The organism is Kitasatospora mediocidica KCTC 9733, from assembly GCF_000744225.1.
GTDB lineage: Bacteria > Actinomycetota > Actinomycetes > Streptomycetales > Streptomycetaceae > Kitasatospora > Kitasatospora mediocidica.
On sequence record NZ_JQLN01000003.1, the window covers coordinates 37,282 to 57,633 of the forward strand.

Sequence of the window (20,352 nt, forward strand, 5' to 3'; positions counted from 1 at the left end):
CGAGCGCCGTACAGGCCCTAGCGGGAAGGGCCCGCCCGGAACACCTCCGGGCGGGCCCTTCCCGCTGTCTCACTGCTGCCGTTGCGGGGGCGGCGGCGGGTAGCCGTACCCGGGCGGCGGGCCGGCCGGGTCGGGCTGCTGCGGCTGCTGCCACTCCTGCGGCGGACCGGCCTGCGGCGGGCCGGGCTGCTGCGGACCAGGCTGCGGACCGGGCGCCGCCTGCGGGTAGCCGTAGCCGCCGGGCTGACCGGGCTGCCCCGGGGGCTGGCCGTACGGGGACGGCGGCGGGGTCTGGCCGGGCGGCGGGGACCACGGCCGGCCCTGCTCCGGCGCCGGGGGCGGCGCACCCCACGGCTGGCCCGGCGCCTGCGGCTGGTTGTACTGCGGCTGGCCGTTCCACTGCTGCGGCGGCTGCTGCTGGTGCGGCTGCTGCCAGCTCGCGTTGGCCGCCGCGGCCTGCTGCGCCCGCAGGATGTCCTCGCCGACCAGGGTGGCCAGTTCGAAGTACGAGTCGCGCACCTTGGGCCGCATCATCTCCAGGTTGACCTCGGCGCCTGCCGACAGGCTCTCGTCGAACGGCACCACGATGACGCCGCGGCAGCGGGTCTCGAAGTGCGCGACGATGTCCTCGATCCGGATCATCTTGCTGGTCTCGCGGACCCCGGAGACCACCGTGATGCTGCGCTGCACGAGGTCCGCGTAGCCGTGCGCGGAGAGCCAGTCCAGCGTGGTGCTGGCGCTGCTCGCGCCGTCCACGCTGGGGGTGGCGACGATGATCAGCTGGTCGGCGAGGTCCAGGACCCCGCGCATCGCGCTGTAGAGCAGGCCGGTGCCCGAGTCGGTCAGGATGATCGGGTACTGGCGGCCGAGCACCTCGATGACCTGGCGGTAGTCCGAGTCGTTGAAGGTGGTGGAGACCGCCGGGTCGACGTCGTTCGCCAGGATCTCCAGGCCGGAGTTGAGGTCCTGCGAGGTGAACTGACGGATGTCCATGTAGCTGCGCAGGTGCGGGATGGCCGTCACCAGGTCGCGGATGGTCGCGCCGGTCTGCCGCTTGACGCGGCGGCCGAGCGTGCCGGCGTCCGGGTTGGCGTCGATCGCGATCACCTTGTCCTGGCGCTGGCTGGCCAGCGTGGCGCCGAGCGCGGTGGTGGTCGTGGTCTTGCCGACGCCGCCCTTCAGGCTGATCACGGCGATCCGGTAGCAGCTCATCACCGGGGTGCGGATGATCTCCAACCGCCGCTCGCGCTCGGCCTGGGCGGCCTTGCCGCCGAACTTGATGCGCGGGCTCTGGCGTTGCTGCTTCGGCTGGTTGCGCAGCAGCCGGTCGGAGGAGAGCTCGACGGCGGCGGTGTAGCCGAGCGGCGCGCCGTGCGCCATCGGCTGCTGGCCGGGGCCACCGTGCTGCTGGAAGGCGGCCGGGGGCTGCGGGACGCCCTGCTGCTGGTAGCCGGCCGGCGGCGGGTAGCCCTGCTGCTGGTTCGGCGGACCGGGCTGGTGGCCCTGCGGCGGGCCGGCCTGCTGGGCGCCCGGCTGCGGCCAGCCGCCCTGCCGGGGGTCGACGGGGTGCGCCTGCGGCGGGACCGCGGCGGCCTGGCCCTGCGGGGGCTGCTGGCCCCAGGGGGCGCCGGGGCCGGCCTGCGGGTGCTGCTGCTGGTGCTGGGCGGCCTGGGCGGCGTCGGGCCCGGCCGGCGGCTGGTACTGCTGCGGCGCCGCGGGGGCGTACGGCGCGGGGTAGGGCTGCGCCTGCTGGGGCTGGGCCTGCTGCGGCGCCTGCGCGGCCTGTGGCGGGACCTGCTGGGGCGGCTGCTCGGTCCCGGGCCACGGCGACCCGCCGGGGTGTCCCTGCGGGTTCTGCTGCTGCGGCGGGACGGCGGCCGGGGGCTGCTCGGCGGTCGGGGCGGCGGGGCGGCTCGGCTCGGGCTGAGGGGGCGTGAGCTGAGGCGCGGCGGCCTGCGGGGCAGCGGCCTGGGGCGCCGGCTGCGGATCGGGCTGCGGGGCGGGGGCGGGCGCGGGGACGGCAGCGGGCACCGGCGCCGGAGCGGCGGCGGGTGCGGCGGCGGGCGCCGGGGCGGGTACGGCCGCAGGCGCGGGCGTGGCCGCGGGCGCTGGGACAGCCGGTGCCGCGGCGGCCGCCGGCTCGGTCCCGGCAGGCGGGGGCACCGGCGCAGGGGCCTCGGCCTTGGCCGGCTCGCCCTGGGTGTACCAGGACGGGGGAGTGTAGTCGGGGGCGTCGGACCAGTCGTCGTCGTCCTCTGCCGCGTTGTCGCCGACGTAGACGCCGTCCCGATCGCTGCTCAACTTGGGCTCCCTCGTGTTCGCCGCCGCTGTTCGCGGTGCCGTACGCACAAGACTAGGACGTCACGCAAGGTCCGTTGAAGCCGGAGGGCCGATCCGTCCGACCGCCGGACCGGCCCGGCGACCTCCCGTACGCGGTCCGTACGCGGTCCGTACGCGGTCGGTCCGCAGCCGGTACCCGGTCAGTGCGCGGCGTACATGCCGTCGCGCAGCGCGGCGGTGTCGGCGGCCAGCTTCGCGAGGTCGTCCGCGCTGGGCCCGCCCGGGGTCGTGCTGATCAGCGTGACGGTGCCGATGGTGCTGCGGTTGGCCCAGCTGCACCAGCCCACCGTGTCGGCGCCGCTGATGCTCACTCCGGTGCAGCGGATCGGCACGTCACCGGTGTTGTGGCCCTTGGCGGGATAGTCCCGCATCGGGCCGAGCTGCTGGGCGCCGACCACCTTGATGTTGGCGACCGCCTCGGCCATCCGCGCGGCGGGATCGGCGATGTCGCCGTATGCCGCGAAGACCTGGTAGCCGGGCGGGGTGTTCCGGGTGCCGTCCGGGCTGTAGGTGGTGTCCAGCCGGACGAGGCCGAGGAACTGCTTGTTGCGCCCGGTCGACTGGGTCTCTGCATCGGTGCCGGGCCGGTCGTCCGCCGTCGCCGGCACCATCTGCAGTTGCTGGCCGCGGACGGTCTCGGTGGCCGGCGGGACGAGCCGGTGCATCGTGACCGGCGGGTTGATCTGCCGGTTGATGCTGGGCCAGGCGAGCACCGTGATCAGCCCGAGTGACAGCACGATGATCGGGATCGAGATCCTGACCACCCGCCAGTTGACCGCCCCGAACCGGGACGACGCCTGCGGCGCGGGAGGCTCGGCCGTCGGCTGGTACTGCTGCGGCGGTGCGGGGGCGTACGGCGGCGCCTGCCGCGCCCACGCCTCGGTCTCCTGCTGCGGCGGATAGGGCGCCTGCTGCTGCGGCGGCCAGCCCTGGCCGGGGTTCTGCTGGTAGTTGTTCATGATGGTCGCCTCCCGGCGTTCTCAGTCCATCCGCCGCGGGCCGCCGAGCAGTTGGCCCTCTGCGGCACCGGGTTCGAGCCGGATGAACTGCCTGCGGATCCGGGTGGCCCAGAGGGTGAAGTTGTCACTCAGGGTCGGCAGCCCGGCGATGTCCTGGCTGCCGAGCGAGAGTACCCGCCCGATCAACTCGGCCTCGGACGGGGCGACCCGCTGCACGCCGACCAGGTCGGCGGCGTTCAGCACCCGGGCCGCGTTGGGGCCCAGGTGCGGAAGCAGCGTCAGGGTGCTCTGCCAGGGGCTGGCCGACAGGCGGCTGCGCGGCGGCTTGGCGCCGAGGTCGCGCACCACCAGGACCGGCGCCGAGACCGAGGCGCCCTGCGGTCCGATCCGCCCGAACGGATGGACCGTCATGCACGGCTGACCGCCGCCGGCGGCCTGCGCCAGTGGTGCCCAGTGCTGCGGGCGGGCGGTCTCCACCGCGATCCGGGCGCCGGTCGCGGCGGCCCGCAGCGCGATGATCTGCGCCGTCCACAGCCCGCCGACGAGCACGACGTCGTACGCGGTGGGCCGGAACAGGCCCAGCACGGCGGGCTGGCGCTGCTGGTCCTCGCCGATCAGCACGCCGTCGTCGCCGACCGGGAAGGAGAGCGCGCCGAGGTCCTCGGCGGTCAGCACGTGCTGCTCGCGGCGCGGTCCGCGCAGGCCGAAGCCGGCCCGGATCCGGGCCACCGCGCGGATGCGCTCGTTCCCGTCCGAGGGGGTCTGGGTGGGGTAGGTCTGGTACGCCATCAGGAAGTCCCTCCCAGGGGCAGCGTGGTGAGCACGCCGGGCGCCTGCTCCAGGTCCAGCCGGGCCAGGCCCAGGCCGGTGCTCTGGGCACGCTGCTCCAGCTGCCGGCCGACCTCGCCGACCTCGCTCTCGCTGCGGCCCACCACCCGGACGTGCCCGGTGATCGCCACCGAGCCGCCGGTGCCCGGGCGGGCGGTCAGGCTGAAGGTGCTGGCCAGGGCGGGTGTGCCGGTGACCAGGTTGACCAGGTCCGGGGCCGAGATCCGGCCCGGGGCGCCGCCGGGGCGGCCGAGCTGCGGCCAGCGGGAGATCCAGTAGGTCGAGTGCCAGCGGTCGTCGATGCGCCAGAACCGGCTGCTCTCCTGGGTCCGGCGGCCGGCTCCGCCGCCGCCACCGCTGCCCTGCCGGCCCGTGGTGGCCAGCGGGTTGGCGCAGGTGGCGATGGAGAGCGCGGCGATCAGCTCGCGCTCGTCCAGCACGGTGGCGGTGAAGCCGGCCCCGTTCAGCCGTCCGGCCAGCTGGTCGGTGACCCGCTGCAGGGCCTTGCGCGCGCCGTCCTCGCCGCCGCCGCGGGCCAGCACGGCGGTGCCGGCCCGCTCGGGGTCGAGCTTGAGCGCGACCCAGGTGAGCCGCAGCGCGGGGGTGGAGAGGCCGTCGGACAGCTCCTGGTAGGCGCGGGTGGCCAGCGCCTGCTCCGGCAGGTGCGGTGCGGGGGCGGGCTGGGTGTGCTGGACCAGCTGGATCGACTCCAGGGCGATGTCGTCCACCCGCAGCGCGGAGCAGAGCACCTCCAGCGGGAGCGGCAGCGCGGTGCGGGTCGGCCGCAGCGGCTGGTCCTTCGCCTGCACCAGCAGCAGCGAGGTCAGGAAGGTGCCGTCGCCGATCATGCCGGTCTCCCGGCGGATCGGGCGGCCGGCGCCGATGTCGGTCTCGGTGGCGTGGGTGCAGGTGCGCAGCGCGGGCTCCAGCTCCAGCACCGGGGCCAGGCCGGGGTCGGTGCCGGGCGGCGGCACGTAGCCCTGCGCCTCCCGGCGGCGGGCCCGGACGGCCGCGCGGATCCGCAGCGCCTGCGGCAGGGTGCGTCCGCGCACCGGGACCACGGCGAGCACCAGCAGCACCACGGCGGGCACCGCGAACACCCCGGCCAGCGTCCTGCTGACGGTCCATCCGACCGCGACCAGGGCGACCGCGACCTCGATCATCACGAGCTGCTGGAGCAGCAGCCGACTGCCGAGCAGCCCGGGCCGTGGGTGCACCCGGACCGGGACCGCGGCGGCTCCCGCCACCTCCGGCGACGGGACGGGCGCAGGCGCCGCGGCGCGTCGGCCGCCGCCGCCGTCCGGGTTTCCTCGCCTGCCGTGCCCGTTCTTACGTCGCCTTGCGGCGGTCTGGCTTGGCATCCCCCGTGCGACCTCTCTGATCAGCTGTCACGGCCCGGCTGGCCGGTTGGTGAACGGTACCCGTACCGTACTCACCGTCTGCCGCATCGTAGAGGGTTGGACCCGTAGCGCACCTTCCGGGTGGCAGACTCGCAACCGCGATCGACCGCTTCACCGCAGCAGCCGTAACAGGGGAGACGACGAGCATGGCAGCACGCCGGGACGAGCTGAACGCGTACACCTTCGCGCGCAAGCGCACCGTGGGCGCCTTCCTGCAGCCGGGCGGAGGCGGCAACGACGAGGACGCCCCGAGGCCGATCCGGGCCGTGGTGCCCTCGCTCGTGCTGGCCGCGGTGATCGTGGCCGGGTTCGGCGTCTGGGGCATGATCAAGCCCAGCGCCCCGCAGGGCTGGGACAGCGGCAGCAACATCATCCTGGGCAAGGACTCGACGACCCGCTACGTCATCCTGCCCGGCCCCGAGGGCACCAAGGTGCTGCACCCGGTGCTGAACATGGCCTCCGCGAAGCTCGTGCTGCCGGTCGACTCCAAGGTCGTCCTGGTCGCCGACTCGGTGCTGGACGACTACAAGGTGCACGGGCCGACCATCGGCATCCCGTACGCGCCGGACAAGCTGCCGAGCGCGGACGACGCGGGCAAGACGAAGAAGTGGTCGGTCTGCGACCGCCCGGGCGCCGACGCCGCGCACCCCAACCAGGCCGTCTTCGTGGCCGCCGGCGCCGACGCCACGGTACTCGCGGCACCGAACAAGGTGCTCTCCGGCGCCCAGTCGCTCTACGTCCAGGCGATCGACCAGAACGGCGTCGAGGGCACCCGCTACCTGATCGACCCACAGGGCCGCAAGCACGAGGTCGGGTCGGCCGGGATGAGCGACGTCGATCTGCGGGCGCTGCGCTCGGGGCTGTTCGGCAACGCGCAGCCCGAGCGGGTCACCGACCAGTGGCTGAACACCCTGTCCAAGGGCACCGCGATCACCTTCCCCGACGTGCCCGGGCTGACCCAGGGCAAGACCCCGTCCAGTGTCCAACTCTCTGACCCCGCCGAGCGGTTCGTCGGTCGGCTGGTCTCCTTCGGGGACTCCGACTACGTGGTCGGCAGCACCCGGCTCTACCAGGTGTCGGCGTTTCAGGCCGCCTTGATGAGCCAGCGGCCGCTGCTCCAGAACACCTACGACGGCAAGAGCCCGACGATCGACCCGATCACCCCGTCCGACAACGCCAACTACAGCCAGCAGCAGGCCGCCAGCGGCCCGCTCGCCGCCGCCCCGGACTGGCCGCAGGCCAAGCCCGCGGCCGCCCCGGCCAACGCCGGCAGTGCGCAGAGCGGGCGGCAGGTGGTGTGCAGCACCTTCGACGGGATGAACGGCAACGCCGTCCAGCAGAGCGTCTGGGCCGACAGCAACTTCCCCGCCTCGTTCACCATCGGCTCGGCCAGTGCCCACGTCAGCCCGGGCCACGGCCTGTTCTACCGGGCCATGGACGCGTCCAGCGACGGCTCCGGCAGCGACTTCCTGATCACCGAGACCGGGCTGCGCTACTCCGTTCCCGCCACCAGTGAGGGCACCGACGCCACCGCGAGCAGCGCGCCCAGCCCGAGTCCCTCGGCCGGAGCCGCCCAGCCGCAGATCAACGAGGCGCAGGCCAGGCTCGGTTACAAGGACACCGTGCCGGCCCTGGTTCCCAAGGCCTGGTCGGACCTGGTCCCGGCCGGTCCGGCGCTGAACACCAAGACCGCCACGCAGGCCCAGAACTCCTGACGATCCGTCAGAAGCCGGGCCTGCCCGACGTCCGGGTCTGTCAGGGTCTGGTAACCAAATGCGTCCCGGTGTTGGGCCTGTCGCACTCGGCGACTACAGTGCTGGGCAGGCATCACACCGTGATGCGGTCGGGTGGGTTGGAAGACATCGCCTCCTGACAGGGTCTGTCTCATGGGGGACGGTGGAATATGGCTGGTCAGTTCACGACGACCGCTGAGGAGATGCGCGCCTTTTCAGGCAAGATCACCGAGGTGAACTCGCAGATCCAGGGGGAGCTCACCAAGCTCAACTCCCTGGTCGAGTCGATCACCGCGGGGTGGCAGGGTGCGGCTGCGACGGCCTACCACCAGCTGCAGCAGCGCTGGAACGAGGACGCGACCGCGCTCAACAAGGTGCTGGACGAGATCAAGCAGGCGATCGACGCCACCACCAAGCAGTACTCCGCCACCGAAGAGGACCAGCGCTCCTCGCTCAGCGGCGTCTCCGGCGCCTGATCGCGCCGGTTTCCGCAGCGTAGACCGCACCGGGCGTCCCGGTTTCGGGGAGCCCGGTCAACCCCTCTTCCTCGCAAGGAGTCATCATGGCCGCCGACGGTCACATCCTCGTCAACTTCGGCACCATCGAGAACGCGGGCACCGAGGTCCGCACCACGGCCAACACGATCCAGCAGCAGCTGGACGACCTGAAGGCCGGCGTCACCCGCATCGCCAGCAGCTGGACCGGCGCGGCGCAGGAGGGCTACCAGGCCCGCCAGGCCGTCTGGGACGCGAAGGCCGCTGACCTGCACACCACGCTGAACCAGATCGCGACGGCGCTGGACAACGCTCACCAGAGCTACACCCAGACCGAGACGTCGAACACCAACATCTGGGCCAACGGCGCCTGAGAGCCCGGGCCCGGCACCCGCGTCTCGGCGCGGGTGCCGGTACGGGCTCGGCGCGCCGCCCCGGTCAGGGGCGGCGCGCGAGCACGACATGGGGCGGGCGTCCGGAACCGGGCGCCCGCCTCCGGTGCGTAGAACCACGCAGGACGCAGTCGAGGGGGAACAGGTGTCGTCGAGGTCGTACCGCAGGGGTGCCGCCGTGCTGGCCGCGCTGGGGGTGCTGGCCGGCCCGGCCGTCGCCCCGGCCTACGCGGCCGATCCGCCCGGCGTGCACTGGTCCCCGCTGGGCATCGCCGCCACCGGCGACTGCGTCTTCCCGTCCCCCGACGTCGCGGCCACCCCGTGGTCCCTGCAACGGGTGCTGCTCGACCAGCTCTGGCAGGGCGGCACGGTCACCGGCAAGGGCGTCCTGGTCGCGGTGATCGACACCGGAGTCGACAACCGCAACCCGCAACTCGCCGCCCCGAACAAGGTGCAGGACGGCGGCTCGCTGCTGGTGGACAAGTCCAACAACAACCAGCCGGTGCCCGGTGGCAGCATGACCGACACGGTCGGCCACGGCACCAAGGTGGCCGGCATCATCGCCGCCGCCAAGCGCGACGGCGTCGGGTTCGTGGGCCTTGCCCCCGACGCCGACATCCTGTCGATCCGGCAGAACGACGACACCGGCGACGGCGACGTCAACACCCTGATCCAGGCGATCAACACGGCGGTCCAGCGCCACGCCCAGGTCATCAACATCTCGCAGGACGTCCGGGGGACCGACCCCAGCGGGTCCTTCGCGGGCATCGACCAGCTGCGCCAGGCGGTCCAGGCCGCCGAGGCGGCGAACGTCGTCGTCGTGGCCTCCTCCGGCAACGACGGCAACGACGGCCCGACCTACCCCGCCGCCTTCCCCACCGTGCTCGCGGTCGGCGCCTCCGACCGCAACAACGAGCGGGCCTCCTTCTCGCAGTACGGCGGCTTCGTCGGGGTGGCGGCGCCGGGCGTCGACATGCTCTCCACCGTGCCCGTCGGCGGCCAGTGCGTCGACAACGGCACCAGCTTCTCCGCCCCGTACGTCGCGGGCGTCGCGGCGCTGCTGCGCGGTGCGCACCCCGACTGGACGGCGCAGCAGATCCGCACCCGGATCGAGCAGACCGCGCAGCGCACCGACCGCGGCCGCAACGACTACATCGGCTGGGGGGTGGTCGACCCGGTCAAGGCCGTCACCGACACCTCCCCGCCCGCCGCCCAGCCCGTCGCGGACGCCCCCGTCCAGCTGGCCAACGCGCCGATCCTGCCCCAGCCGCTCGGCCTCGGCGAGACCCAGGCCGACCGCGACCGCCGCACCGCCACCTACGTGCTGGCCACCGCCGGCCTGCTGGTCGCGCTGCTCGGCGGCGGTTCGGTGGTGCTGCGCGACTTCCGCCGCCGCGGTGGGCGCCCGGTCTGACCGCAGCAGCAAGGCCGAGGGCCCGGACACCATGGGGGTGTGTCCGGGCCCTCGGCCTTGCTGCTGGGGCGGGATCAGGCCTCGCCGTCCTCCGGGACGGTGATCACCCAGTGGGTGTCCTGGCGGGGGCGCAGGTAGAAGGCCCAGTACAGGGTGGCGGCGGCGGTGATCGCGCCGGTCCAGATCAGGGCCGTGTGGTCCAGCTGGGTCAGCGTGTAGCCGAGGGCCACGATCAGCAGCACCGGCAGGACCGGCCAGAGCGGCTGGCGCCAGGCCGGGGCGTCCTTGTGGTGGGCCCGGCGGGAGAGCAGCGCGGCGACGGCGACCAGCATGTAGAGCGCGGCGACCGCGACACCGGTGATGTTGGTCAGCAGGGTGCCGGGGACGAAGCAGAGCGCCGCGCCGGGCAGGCCGACCGCGAGGGTCGCCACCCACGGCGCGTTGAACTTGTTGAGCGTGCCGAAGGCCTTGTTGACGGGCGCGGGCCAGGCCTTGTCGCGGCCGGAGGCGAAGAGCACCCGGGAGTTCTGGATGACCATCACGATGCCGGCGTTGATGATGGCCAGCGCGATGCACAGGCTGATGAAGGTGCCGAGCGCGGAGTCGCTCCAGCCGGCCACCATGCCGGAGATGTCGCCGCCGGTCAGCGTCGCCAGGTCGGGGGCGCCCAGGGTGATGGCGACGACGGGCACCATGATGACCACGGCGGACAGGCCCAGGGTCCAGAGCACCGTACGGGCGACGTTGCGGCGCGGGTTCTCCAGCTCCTCGGAGAGGTAGATCGCGGTGCTGAAGCCCTGGGTGACGAAGAGCGCGGTGCCCATCGCGGCGAGGATCGCGCCCAGGCCGACCGGGCTGGTGACCCCGTGGGCGTCGGCGGTCACGCCGTGGATGAGCGAGCCCAGGCCGCGCTGGCTGTGCGCGAAGCCGAGCACCGAGACGACGCCGGCCGCGATCACCTCCAGGACCAGGAAGATGCCGGTGATCCAGGCGTTGGCCCGCAGGTCGAGCAGGCCCGCGACGGTGGCGGCGAGCATCACGGCGCCGCCGGCGACCGCCGGGCTGAGGTTCACGATCGGGGCGAGGTAGGCGGCCGTGCCGATCGCGATCACCGAGGGCACGATCATCACGACGATCATCGACTGGATGAAGACCAGCCAGCCGGCGAAGCGGCCCGCCAGCGTGCCGACCATGGCGTACTCGCCACCGGCGCTGGGGATCAGGGTGCCGAGCTCGGAGTAGCAGAAGGCCACCGCGACGCAGATGATCGCGCCGATCCCGATGGTCAGCGCGGTGGCCGTGCCCAGGCTGTTGAAGAGCGTCGGTACCAGGACGAAGAGCGAGGAGGCCGGCGTCACGCAGGAGAGCGTGAGCAGCGTGCCGCCCACGACACCCAGCGAGCGCTTGAGCTGCCGCGGGGAGTCGACGGTACTGACCGTCACCGCCGGGGCGGGGGCGGGTGGGCGAAGCGTGTCGGTCATGGGGGCTTCCGATCGGCTCGACGCGGCGACGCGCGGTTCCTGTGCGGTGCTGGGGTGGGGGAGCGGTATCGCCTCCGGAGGGGGTTGCCTGCGTCTTTGGTGCTCGCTCCCAGGCCGCCATGGAACCTGGTGCGTATTGATTGCGTCAATGCCGGAAATGCTTCGGAATCCGTTGCGTGAACGCCCGTGAACTTCGGATCCGATGATCACTTACCGTCGTGACGATTGATGTCCGACTTGTTAACTTTGGCCAACGAGACTTGAATCCAAGGTGAACTTCGCATAGAGCGTTTGATTCGAAGGCTTGATGTGCCGATGATCACTTCTGTCCAGGCGTCATCTGCGGCCCCAGCTACCCCGGCCGCACCGCGTCGCGGCGACGACATCCGCAGCACGGGCCCGAGAAAAAGTCCATAACATTCCGGTCCGGTCCAGCCCCTGGACGCGAAGGGCCGGCCGCGAAGGCTTCGCGGCCGGCCCGTGCTCACTGTCCGTAGCGGCTACCCGACCGGCAGCCAACCGGTCTGGACCATCTGTCCGCTGGTGATCCGGCGCGAGACGAAGACACCGCGGCCCGGCGGCAGCGCCTGCGGCTTGACCGTGCCGAGCAGTGCGCCCTCGTCCCGGTTGCCGGAGAGCATGACGCCCTGCCCGCCCAGCTCCTTCATCCGCTGCATCACCGGCTCGAACATCGAGCGGCCGGCGCCGCCGGCGCTGCGCGCGATGATCACCCGCAGGCCGATGTCCCGTGCGAACGGCAGGAACTCGGCCAGCGGCGCCATCGGGTTGCCGGAGGAGGTGGCCACCAGCTCGTAGTCGTCCACGATCACGAACATGTCCTTGCCGGAGTACCAGCTGCGGTTGCGCAGCTGGTCGGCGGTGACGTCCGGGCCGGGCAGCCGGCGGGCGCAGGCGCCACGCAGCATGTCGACGATCGAGGCCATCGCCGGCTGTGCCGCCGCGTACTCCACCAGGTACTCCGGCGGGACGGCGCCCAGCAGTGCGCGCCGGTAGTCGCCGACCACGATGCCGGCCTGGTCGGAGGTGTAGCGCTCGGTGATCTGCTTGATCAGCATCCGCAGCATGGCGGACTTCCCCGACTCGCTCTCGCCGAAGACGATGAAGAGCGGGTCGGTCTCGAAGTTGACGAAGACCGGCGCCATCTCGACCTCGTCGATGCCGAACGCGACACCGCGCTCGGGCAGTTCGAAGCCCTTGGGCAGCGTGTGGCCGTCCAGCACCCGGGGCAGCATCCGCACCTGCGGGGCGCGCGGGCCGGTCCAGGCGGCGCCGACCGTCTCGACCAGCGAGGCGACGCCGGCCGCCAGGTCGTCCTTGGACGAGGAGCCGTCCAGCCGCGGCAGGCCGGCCAGGAAGTGCAGCTTGGCGGCGGTCAGGCCACGGCCGGGCGCGCCGGCCGGCACGTTCTGGGCGACCTTGCGGTCGATCTCCGACTCCATCGGATCGCCCAGGCGCAGCTCGGTGCGGTTCTGCAACAGGTCCTTGAGGGCCGGGCGGACCTCGGCGTAGCGCGAGGCGGTCAGCACCAGGTGGACGCCGTAGCCGAGGCCGCGCTGGGCGATGTCGGCGACCACCGGCTCCAGCGCCTCGAACTCCTGGCGGAAGGTCAGCCAGCCGTCGATCACCAGGAAGACGTCGCCGAACTGCTCGTCCGGCAGCTGTCCGGCCGCCCGGCGGGTGCGGTAGGTGGTGATCGAGTCGATCCCGGTGGCCCGGAACAGCTCCTCGCGCCGGTTGAGGACGCCGTGCACCTCGCTGATCATCCGGCGGACCTTGTCGGTGTCCAGCCGCCCGGCGACGCCGCCCACGTGCGGCAGCTCCTGGATGCTCTGGAAGCCGCCGCCGCCGAAGTCCAGCAGGTAGAACTGGGTCTCCACCGGGGTGTGGGTGACCGAGAAGCCGGCCACCATGGTGCGGATCATGGTCGACTTGCCGGACTGCGGACCGCCGATCACCAGGCCGTGGCCGGCCGCGCCGGAGAAGTCCTGGTAGAGCACGTCGCGGCGCTGTTCGCGCGGCCGGTCGACGATGCCGACCGGCACCACCAGGCGGCCCAGCGCGCCGAACTCCGGCGAGGTCAGGCCGCGTTCGGGGGTGGCCTGGAGCGGCGGGACCAGCTGGTCCAGGCTCGGCGCCTCGTCCAGCGGCGCCAGCCACACCTGGTGCGCCGCCGGGCCCTGGCCGACCATCCGCTGCACGATCACGTCGAGCACGGTGTCCACCAGCGCGTCGTCCAACTGCTCGGGCTCGGGCTCGACCTCCTGCGCCGGCAGCTCGGTCACCGGTACCTCGGCCGCGGTGAAGAGCACCGGCAGCGCGTGCGAGACCCGTCCGCTGGAGCGCCGCTGGCCGGGCGCGCGGTACGGGCCCGAGACGTACGCAGCCTTGAAGCGGTCCATCACGTCGGTGCCGAACTTCAGGTAGCCGACGCCGGGCACCGGCGGCAGGTGGTAGGCGTCCGGCACGCCGATCGCCGCCCGGGACTCGGCCGCAGAGAAGGTGCGCAGGCCGATCCGGTAGGAGAGGAAGGTGTCCAGGCCCCGCAGCTTGCCCTCCTCCAGGCGCTGCGAGGCCAGCAGCAGGTGCACCCCGAGCGAGCGGCCGATCCGGCCGATCTGGATGAACATGTCGATGAAGTCTGGCTTGGCGGTGAGCAGTTCGGAGAACTCGTCGATGATCAGGACGAGCGAGGGCATCGGGTCCAGCGCGGCGCCGGCCGCCCGGGCCCGCTCGTACTCGTTGAGGTTGGCGTAGTTGCCGGCCGAACGCAGCAGCTCCTGGCGGCGGTTCAGCTCTCCCTCGATCGCGTCGCGCATCCGGTCGACGAGGGTGAGCTCGCCCTCCAGGTTGGTGATCACCGCGGAGGTGTGCGGCATGTCCGCCATGCCGGCGAAGGTGGCGCCGCCCTTGAAGTCGGCGAGGACGAAGTTGAGGTTCTCCGAGGAGTGCGTCATGGCCAGGCCCAGCACCAGGGTGCGCAGCAGCTCGGACTTGCCGGAGCCGGTGGCGCCGACGCACAGGCCGTGCGGGCCCATGCCCTCCAGCGCGGCTTCCTTGATGTCCAGGTTCACCAGCTCGCCGTTGGCGCCGACGCCGATCGGCACCCGGAGCTTCTCGTGCTGGGCGCGCGGGCGCCAGGTGCGGCTGACGTCGACCGAGCCGGCGTCACCGACGCCCATCAGGTCGGTGAAGTCCAGGTTGGACAGCAGCGGCTCGTCGTCGCCGCCGGCCGAGATCCGGTAGGGCGCCAGCTGGCGGGCCAGCGCTTCGGACTGCCAGACCGACAGGGTGTCGGGGGCGCCGCTGTACGAGGCGCCGGAGGCCGACTGCAGCACCAGTTCGTCGCTGCTGAGGTTGATCACCAGGTGGCCGGTCGGCTCGTCGATGTCGCCGGGGACCACCTCGATCACGGTCACCCCGTGCACACCGTCCGGACCGGCCAGGATCGAGTCCTGCGGGACCGAGGCGTTGTCCATGATGACCACCAGATGCGGCTGGTCGGGAGTGGGGATCGCGTCGCGCGAGAAGCGCTGGCGGCCCGACAACTCGTCCTCCAGGAGCACTTCCAGCTCGCCGAGGCCGGGCGCGATTAGCCGGCGCGAACCGGCGCCGTCGTTCTCCTTGCGGTGCTGGGTGTGCGGCAGCCACTTGGCCCACTCCCACTCGTCCAGCGCGCCGGGGGCGGCCGCGACGGCCACCATCAGGTCGTCGGGGGAGTGCAGGGTGGTCAGTTGGGCGATCATCGCCCGGACGTTGCCGTAGACGGTGTCCGGGTCGCCGCAGACGGTGATGTGGTAGAAGGCGCGCAACGAGACCGCGAGCGGGAGGTCCTGCAGGGTGCCGTGCGCCTTCAGGAAGTTGGCCATCGCGTCGGCGGCCAGCGGTTCCAGCTCGTCCATCGGCGCGGTCTGCGGCGCCACCAGCGGCGTGGCCAGCTGCTGCGGGCCGCGTCCCAGCCGGATCTGCGCGAAGTCCGGATCGCTCGGACGGCGTTCCCACAGCCGGCGGCCCTCGGCGACGATCGACCAGAGCTGGTCCGGCTCCGGGTGCAGGTACAGCTGCGCGCCGCGTTGGCGCTCGGCGGTCCGGCGGACCTGGCGGCGCATCTGCTGGAGGTACTTGAGGTAGTCGCGCCGCTCGTCCGCGACACCCCCGTTGCCGCCCTTGCGGGCCCGCACGATCTGGGCCACGCCCATGCCGGCGGTCGAGGCGACCATCATCATGCCCATGATCTTCATCATCGGCGCGGAGCCCGGCATGAAGAAGAACGCCGCCGAGCCGCCCATGCCGAGCAGCGGCAGCAGGCTCATCATCCAGTCGTCGCCGCCCCCACGGGCCAGCTCGGGCGGGGTGACCAGTTCCACCGGCTCGTCCGGGACCACCGGCGGGTAGGCCCGGGCCGGGCGCTTGACGGTAACGACACTCACGACATCTGCCCTCACGCGCCTCGACAGGTCCCGGAGGGGGCGCCCCTGTGACTGCTCTGCCCCCAGCGCGGACGGCGGCTGACACGCGGGCGAGTCCCTGCGGCCCCCGTGCGCCATGCGCAGGGGCCGATCCTACCGAGCCCGCGCCACCCCGTGGTGCGGGGTACCCGGGCACGGGGGTACGCCTGGGCGGTAGGGTGACGCCGCGCCAACTCTGGCCCGGATCGTGTCAGTTCCCGGACCGGCCGGGGCGCGGATGCCAGCAGGAAATCAGCAGGGGGAGCAGTCGGTGAGTGTGAACACAACGACCGGGTTCGTCCGGGTCACCGTCGTGGCACCGGACAGCCGGATCGATGTCGCTCTGCCGGAGGACGTGCCGCTCGCGGACGTCTATCCCGAGGTGCTGCGACTCTCCGGACAGACCCAGGCGGACGGTGCGCCGACCGGCTTCCACCTGGTCCGCCGGGACGGCACGGTGCTCGACAGCGGGCTGCCGCTGGCCGCTCAACAGGTGCGCGACGGCGACCTGTTGAGCCTGCGCCCGTTCGCCGAGTCGCTGCCCCCGGCGGTCTACGACGACGTCGCGGACGCGATCGCCAGCGCGGTCGAGGCCGATCGCCGGTTCTGGAGCCCGGACCTGATGCGGTCCTTCGGCCTGGTCGGCGCGGGCCTGCTGATCGTGCTGCTCGGCTTCGCGCTCTGGTTCGCCGACCTGCGCCACGACATGCACGGCCTGCCCGGCGTGTTCAGCGGGGTCACCGCCGTGCTGCTGGTCGCCTTCGCCGGCGTCCGGGCGCGGGTGTACGACGACCACGGCGCCGCGTTGGTGCTCGGCATCGGCGCGTTGCCGCACGCCCTGATCGCGGGCACCGGCGTCCTCGCCGTCGACCACCTGGGCGACGGTCCCGGCCGGCTGCAGTTCCTGGTCGGCTGCGTCTCGATGCTGGTGGTCTCGGTGCTGCTGGTGGGCCTGCTGCCGGAGAAGGACTCGGTCTTCGTGGCCTCGGCCTTCCTTGCCGCCGCCGGCACGCTCGCCACCTTCGCCGCGGTGCTGCTCCCGACCACCCCGGCCAACCACATCGCGGCGGTCGCGGGCGTGGTGGCGGTCGCCGCGATCGGCTTCCTGCCCAGCCTCTCCGCGCGCTTCGCCCGGCTCCCGGTGGGCTTCAGCGCCCCGGGCCAGGCCCGCACCCGCGGCTCCCGGTCGCTGGACGAGGGCTCCCGGGCCGAGGCCGTGCAGTATGAGCGGATCGCGCACCAGGCCCGGCGCGGCCACGAGGTGCTGGTCGGCCTGGTCGGCGGCGCGGCCGCGGTGATCGTCGGGGCCTGCACCGTGCTGGGCTTCACCAACGCGATGTTCCCGCAGCTGCTGGCCCTGACGCTGGGCGTCTCGACGATGCTGCGGGCCCGGCTGTTCCGCTACACCGCGCAGGTCTTCAGCCTGACCGTCGCGGGCCTGCTCGGCCTGTCCCTGCTGATCCTCGGCCTGTCGCTGCACACCCCGCTCTTCATCCTCAAGGCCACCAGCACCACCGCCGTCGACCTGCGCACGATCTGGCTCGGCGGCTCGGTCGCGCTGGGCGCGGTGCTGCTGATCGCCATCGCCCTGGTGGTGCCCAGGCTCGGGGTCTCGCCCTTCTGGGGGCGCATCCTGGACATGGTGGACAGCCTGATGCTGATGTCGTTGGTCCCGCTGACGCTGGCGGTGCTGGACGTCTACGCCCTGGTCCGTGGCACCACGAGCTGACCTGCGCACTGGTAGGGTGGCTGCAGAACCGTGGCTGTGCCGTGTCCTGACACGCGTGCCGCGGTCGATGTACGACACCGAGTTCTCATTGATCCTGTGCCGTAGACCAGGATCGCTCGGTAACCCCTGAAGGAGTTGCAGTGGCTCTCGCCGCCGACGTCAAGAAGCAGATCTTTGCCGAGTTCGGCCAGAAGGAGGGCGACACCGGCTCCCCCGAGGTCCAGGTCGCCATGCTTTCCCGCCGCATCTCGGACCTGACCGAGCACCTCAAGATGCACAAGCACGACCACCACAGCCGTCGTGGCCTGCTGATCCTCGTCGGTCAGCGTCGTCGCCTGCTGCAGTACCTGGCCAAGAAGGACATCCAGCGCTTCCGTACGCTGGTCGACCGTCTCGGCATCCGTCGTGGTGCCGCCGGCGGCGCCCGCTAAGACCGCCGCCTGGGGCGGCTCCCCACCGGGGAGCCGCCCCTCGCGCGTATCGCGCCCGACCGTGCGGTGGACCGAACACCGCGTCCGGGCGTCCGGCAGGACAGCAGTACGCAGGAGTGAAAACCACGGCCGCCTCCCGAGGTGGCCGAGGATTGCACCGTAGGGTTGTGGGCATGCCGGTGATGGCGCAGTAAGCAGCGCCGCCCGAGCAGCAGTGCCAGACCCCCAGCGGGCCGCAGGCTTCAAACGGAAGCCGCCCGCATCCAGGAGAGCGTCCAGTGCGGACCGCCGACCGGGCTCGGCAGCCGAGAGGCGCCGGTCCTCGGTAGTGGCCGCCGGGAGTCCCAGCAAGAGCGGACGACCCGGGGGCTTCGATCGAAGACCGGCCCGGCAGGCCAGGGCCAACGGCAGGCATGCGCGGGGGCGCTCTCCCGGAAAACGTACGAAAGAGGAGATCTTCCAGGTGGAAGAGAACGTGTTCTACGCCGAGGCCGTGATCGACAACGGTTCCTTCGGCACCCGTACCATCCGCTTCGAGACCGGCCGTCTGGCCCGTCAGGCCGCCGGTTCGGCCGTGGCCTACCTGGATGACGACACCATGGTGCTGTCGGCCACCAGCGCCTCCAAGCAGCCGAAGGAGCACTTCGACTTCTTCCCGCTGACGGTGGACGTCGAGGAGCGGATGTACGCCGCGGGCCGGATCCCCGGCTCGTTCTTCCGTCGTGAGGGCCGTCCCTCCGAGGACGCCATCCTGACCTGCCGGCTGATCGACCGCCCGCTGCGCCCGTCCTTCGTCAAGGGCCTGCGCAACGAGATCCAGGTCGTCGTCACCGTCATGGCGCTCAACCCCGACCACCTGTACGACGTGGTGGCCATCAACGCGGCCTCCGCCTCCACCCAGCTGGCCGGCCTGCCCTTCACCGGCCCGATCGGCGGCGTCCGCGTCGCGCTGATCCGCGGCCAGTGGGTTGCCTTCCCGACCCACAGCGAGCTCGAGGACGCCGTCTTCGACATGGTCGTCGCCGGCCGCGCGCTGCCCGACGGTGACGTCGCGATCATGATGGTGGAGGCCGAGGCCACCACCAAGACGATCCAGCTGGTCGCCGAGGGCGCCGAGGCTCCCTCCGAGGAGGTCGTCGCCGCCGGCCTGGAGGCCGCCAAGCCGTTCATCAAGGTCCTGTGCGCCGCGCAGACCAAGCTGGCCGCCCAGGCCGCCAAGCCGACCGGCACCTTCCCGGTCTTCCTGGAGTACCAGGACGACGTGCTGACCGCACTGACCGCCGCCGTCAAGGACGAGCTGTCCAAGGCGCTGACGATCGCCGGCAAGCAGGACCGCCAGAACGAGCTGGACCGCGTCAAGGCGCTGGCCGGCGAGAAGCTGCTCCCGGCGTTCGAGGGCCGCGAGAAGGAGATCAGCGCCGCCTACAACGCGCTGACCAAGAAGATCGTGCGCGAGCGCGTCATCAAGGACAAGGTCCGCATCGACGGCCGCGGCGTGACGGACATCCGTACGCTGGCCGCCGAGGTCGAGGCCATCCCGCGCGTGCACGGCTCGGCCCTGTTCGAGCGTGGCGAGACCCAGATCCTGGGCGTCACCACCCTCAACATGCTCCGCATGGAGCAGCAGCTCGACACGCTCTCCCCGGAGACGCGTCGCCGCTACATGCACAACTACAACTTCCCGCCGTACTCGGTCGGCGAGACCGGCCGCGTGGGTTCGCCCAAGCGCCGCGAGATCGGCCACGGCGCGCTGGCCGAGCGGGCGATCCTGCCCGTGCTGCCGACCCGCGAGGAGTTCCCCTACGCGATCCGCCAGGTCTCCGAGGCGCTGGGCTCCAACGGCTCCACCTCGATGGGCTCGGTCTGCGCCTCGACCATGTCGCTGCTGAACGCCGGTGTGCCGCTGAAGGCCGCCGTCGCCGGTATCGCCATGGGCCTCATCTCGCAGGAGATCGACGGTGAGACGCACTACGTCGCGCTGACCGACATCCTGGGTGCCGAGGACGCGTACGGCGACATGGACTTCAAGGTCGCCGGTACCCGCAACTTCATCACCGCCCTTCAGCTGGACACCAAGCTGACCGGCATCCCGGCCTCCGTCCTGGCCGCCGCGCTCAAGCAGGCCAAGGACGCCCGTCTGCACATCCTCGATGTGATGAACGAGGCCATCGACGCGCCCGACGAGATGTCGCCGAACGCGCCGCGCATCATCACCATCAAGATCCCGGTGGACAAGATCGGCGAGGTCATCGGCCCGAAGGGCAAGATGATCAACCAGATCCAGGAGGACACCGGCGCGGACATCACCATCGAGGACGACGGCACCATCTACATCGGTGCGGTCGACGGTCCCTCGGCGGAGGCTGCCCGTACGACGATCAACCAGATCGCCAACCCGACCATGCCGGAGGTCGGCGAGCGCTACCTGGGCACCGTGGTGAAGACCACGACGTTCGGCGCGTTCGTTTCGCTCATGCCGGGCAAGGACGGCCTGCTGCACATCTCGCAGATCCGCAAGCTCGCCGGTGGCAAGCGCGTGGAGAACGTCGAGGACGTGCTGGCCGTCGGTGCCAAGGTCCAGGTCGAGATCGCCGAGATCGACCCGCGCGGCAAGCTGTCGCTGATCCCGGTCGTCGAGGGCGAAGAGGGCGAAGAGGCCGCATCCGAGTGATGCGTCCCTAGCTC

General features: G+C 72.1%; 13 protein-coding genes. 7 read left to right on the plus strand and 6 right to left on the minus strand.

What is annotated here, in order from left to right; all coding sequences use genetic code 11:
* Window positions 1-69 precede the first annotated feature (69 nt).
* From BS80_RS05635 to eccE, 4 genes are all read right to left on the minus strand, one after another.
* A complete protein-coding gene (locus BS80_RS05635) occupies window positions 70-2,301 on the minus strand; it encodes a MinD/ParA family ATP-binding protein (RefSeq protein WP_063771906.1) in 2,232 nt (743 codons plus the stop codon).
* Window positions 2,302-2,480: 179 nt separating this feature from the next.
* Window positions 2,481-3,299 carry a hypothetical protein gene (locus tag BS80_RS05640; RefSeq protein ID WP_035794055.1) on the minus strand — a complete coding sequence of 273 codons (819 nt, stop codon included), beginning with the start codon at window positions 3,297-3,299 and terminating at the stop codon, window positions 2,481-2,483.
* Between the two features lie 21 nt (window positions 3,300-3,320).
* Window positions 3,321-4,088, minus strand: coding sequence for a hypothetical protein (locus BS80_RS05645; protein WP_198045450.1), 768 nt, complete (start codon window positions 4,086-4,088; stop codon window positions 3,321-3,323).
* Complete coding sequence (gene eccE / locus BS80_RS05650) at window positions 4,088-5,488, minus strand: type VII secretion protein EccE (protein WP_035794056.1); 1,401 nt, start codon at window positions 5,486-5,488, stop codon at window positions 4,088-4,090. The genes BS80_RS05645 and eccE overlap by 1 nt, the downstream gene beginning before the upstream one ends.
* A 185-nt stretch (window positions 5,489-5,673) precedes the next feature.
* Between eccE and eccB the strand changes: the two genes are divergently transcribed.
* The 4 genes from eccB to mycP all read left to right on the plus strand — a co-directional run bounded on the left by eccB (window position 5,674) and on the right by mycP (window position 9,560).
* Window positions 5,674-7,242 (plus strand): type VII secretion protein EccB, encoded by a 1,569-nt coding sequence (eccB, locus tag BS80_RS05655; protein WP_035794057.1) that lies wholly within the window; start codon window positions 5,674-5,676, stop codon window positions 7,240-7,242.
* Window positions 7,243-7,430: 188 nt separating this feature from the next.
* Window positions 7,431-7,736 (plus strand): WXG100 family type VII secretion target, encoded by a 306-nt coding sequence (locus BS80_RS05660; RefSeq protein WP_035794058.1) that lies wholly within the window; start codon window positions 7,431-7,433, stop codon window positions 7,734-7,736.
* An 86-nt stretch (window positions 7,737-7,822) separates the two neighbouring features.
* On the plus strand, window positions 7,823-8,128 hold the full coding sequence (locus BS80_RS05665) for a WXG100 family type VII secretion target (RefSeq protein WP_035794059.1): 306 nt from the start codon (window positions 7,823-7,825) through the stop codon (window positions 8,126-8,128).
* A 163-nt stretch (window positions 8,129-8,291) separates the two neighbouring features.
* On the plus strand, window positions 8,292-9,560 hold the full coding sequence (gene mycP / locus BS80_RS05670) for a type VII secretion-associated serine protease mycosin (RefSeq protein WP_035794060.1): 1,269 nt from the start codon (window positions 8,292-8,294) through the stop codon (window positions 9,558-9,560).
* 74 nt (window positions 9,561-9,634) lie between these two features.
* Here mycP and BS80_RS05675 read toward each other — a convergent pair whose 3' ends face one another.
* A complete protein-coding gene (locus tag BS80_RS05675) occupies window positions 9,635-11,041 on the minus strand; it encodes an APC family permease (protein ID WP_035794061.1) in 1,407 nt (468 codons plus the stop codon).
* Window positions 11,042-11,541: 500 nt separating this feature from the next.
* The gene (locus tag BS80_RS05680; protein ID WP_035794062.1) at window positions 11,542-15,489 is read right to left on the minus strand and encodes a type VII secretion protein EccC; all 3,948 of its coding nucleotides are present in this window, start codon (window positions 15,487-15,489) and stop codon (window positions 11,542-11,544) included.
* A 289-nt stretch (window positions 15,490-15,778) separates the two neighbouring features.
* Here BS80_RS05680 and eccD point away from each other — a divergent pair, with 289 nt between their 5' ends.
* From eccD to BS80_RS05695, 3 genes are all read left to right on the plus strand, one after another.
* On the plus strand, window positions 15,779-17,236 hold the full coding sequence (gene eccD, locus BS80_RS05685) for a type VII secretion integral membrane protein EccD (protein ID WP_035794063.1): 1,458 nt from the start codon (window positions 15,779-15,781) through the stop codon (window positions 17,234-17,236).
* A 140-nt stretch (window positions 17,237-17,376) separates the two neighbouring features.
* On the plus strand, window positions 17,377-17,667 hold the full coding sequence (gene rpsO, locus BS80_RS05690) for a 30S ribosomal protein S15 (RefSeq protein ID WP_035794064.1): 291 nt from the start codon (window positions 17,377-17,379) through the stop codon (window positions 17,665-17,667).
* Between the two features lie 463 nt (window positions 17,668-18,130).
* Complete coding sequence (locus BS80_RS05695; protein ID WP_035794065.1) at window positions 18,131-20,338, plus strand: polyribonucleotide nucleotidyltransferase; 2,208 nt, start codon at window positions 18,131-18,133, stop codon at window positions 20,336-20,338.
* Window positions 20,339-20,352: the final 14 nt, after the last annotated feature.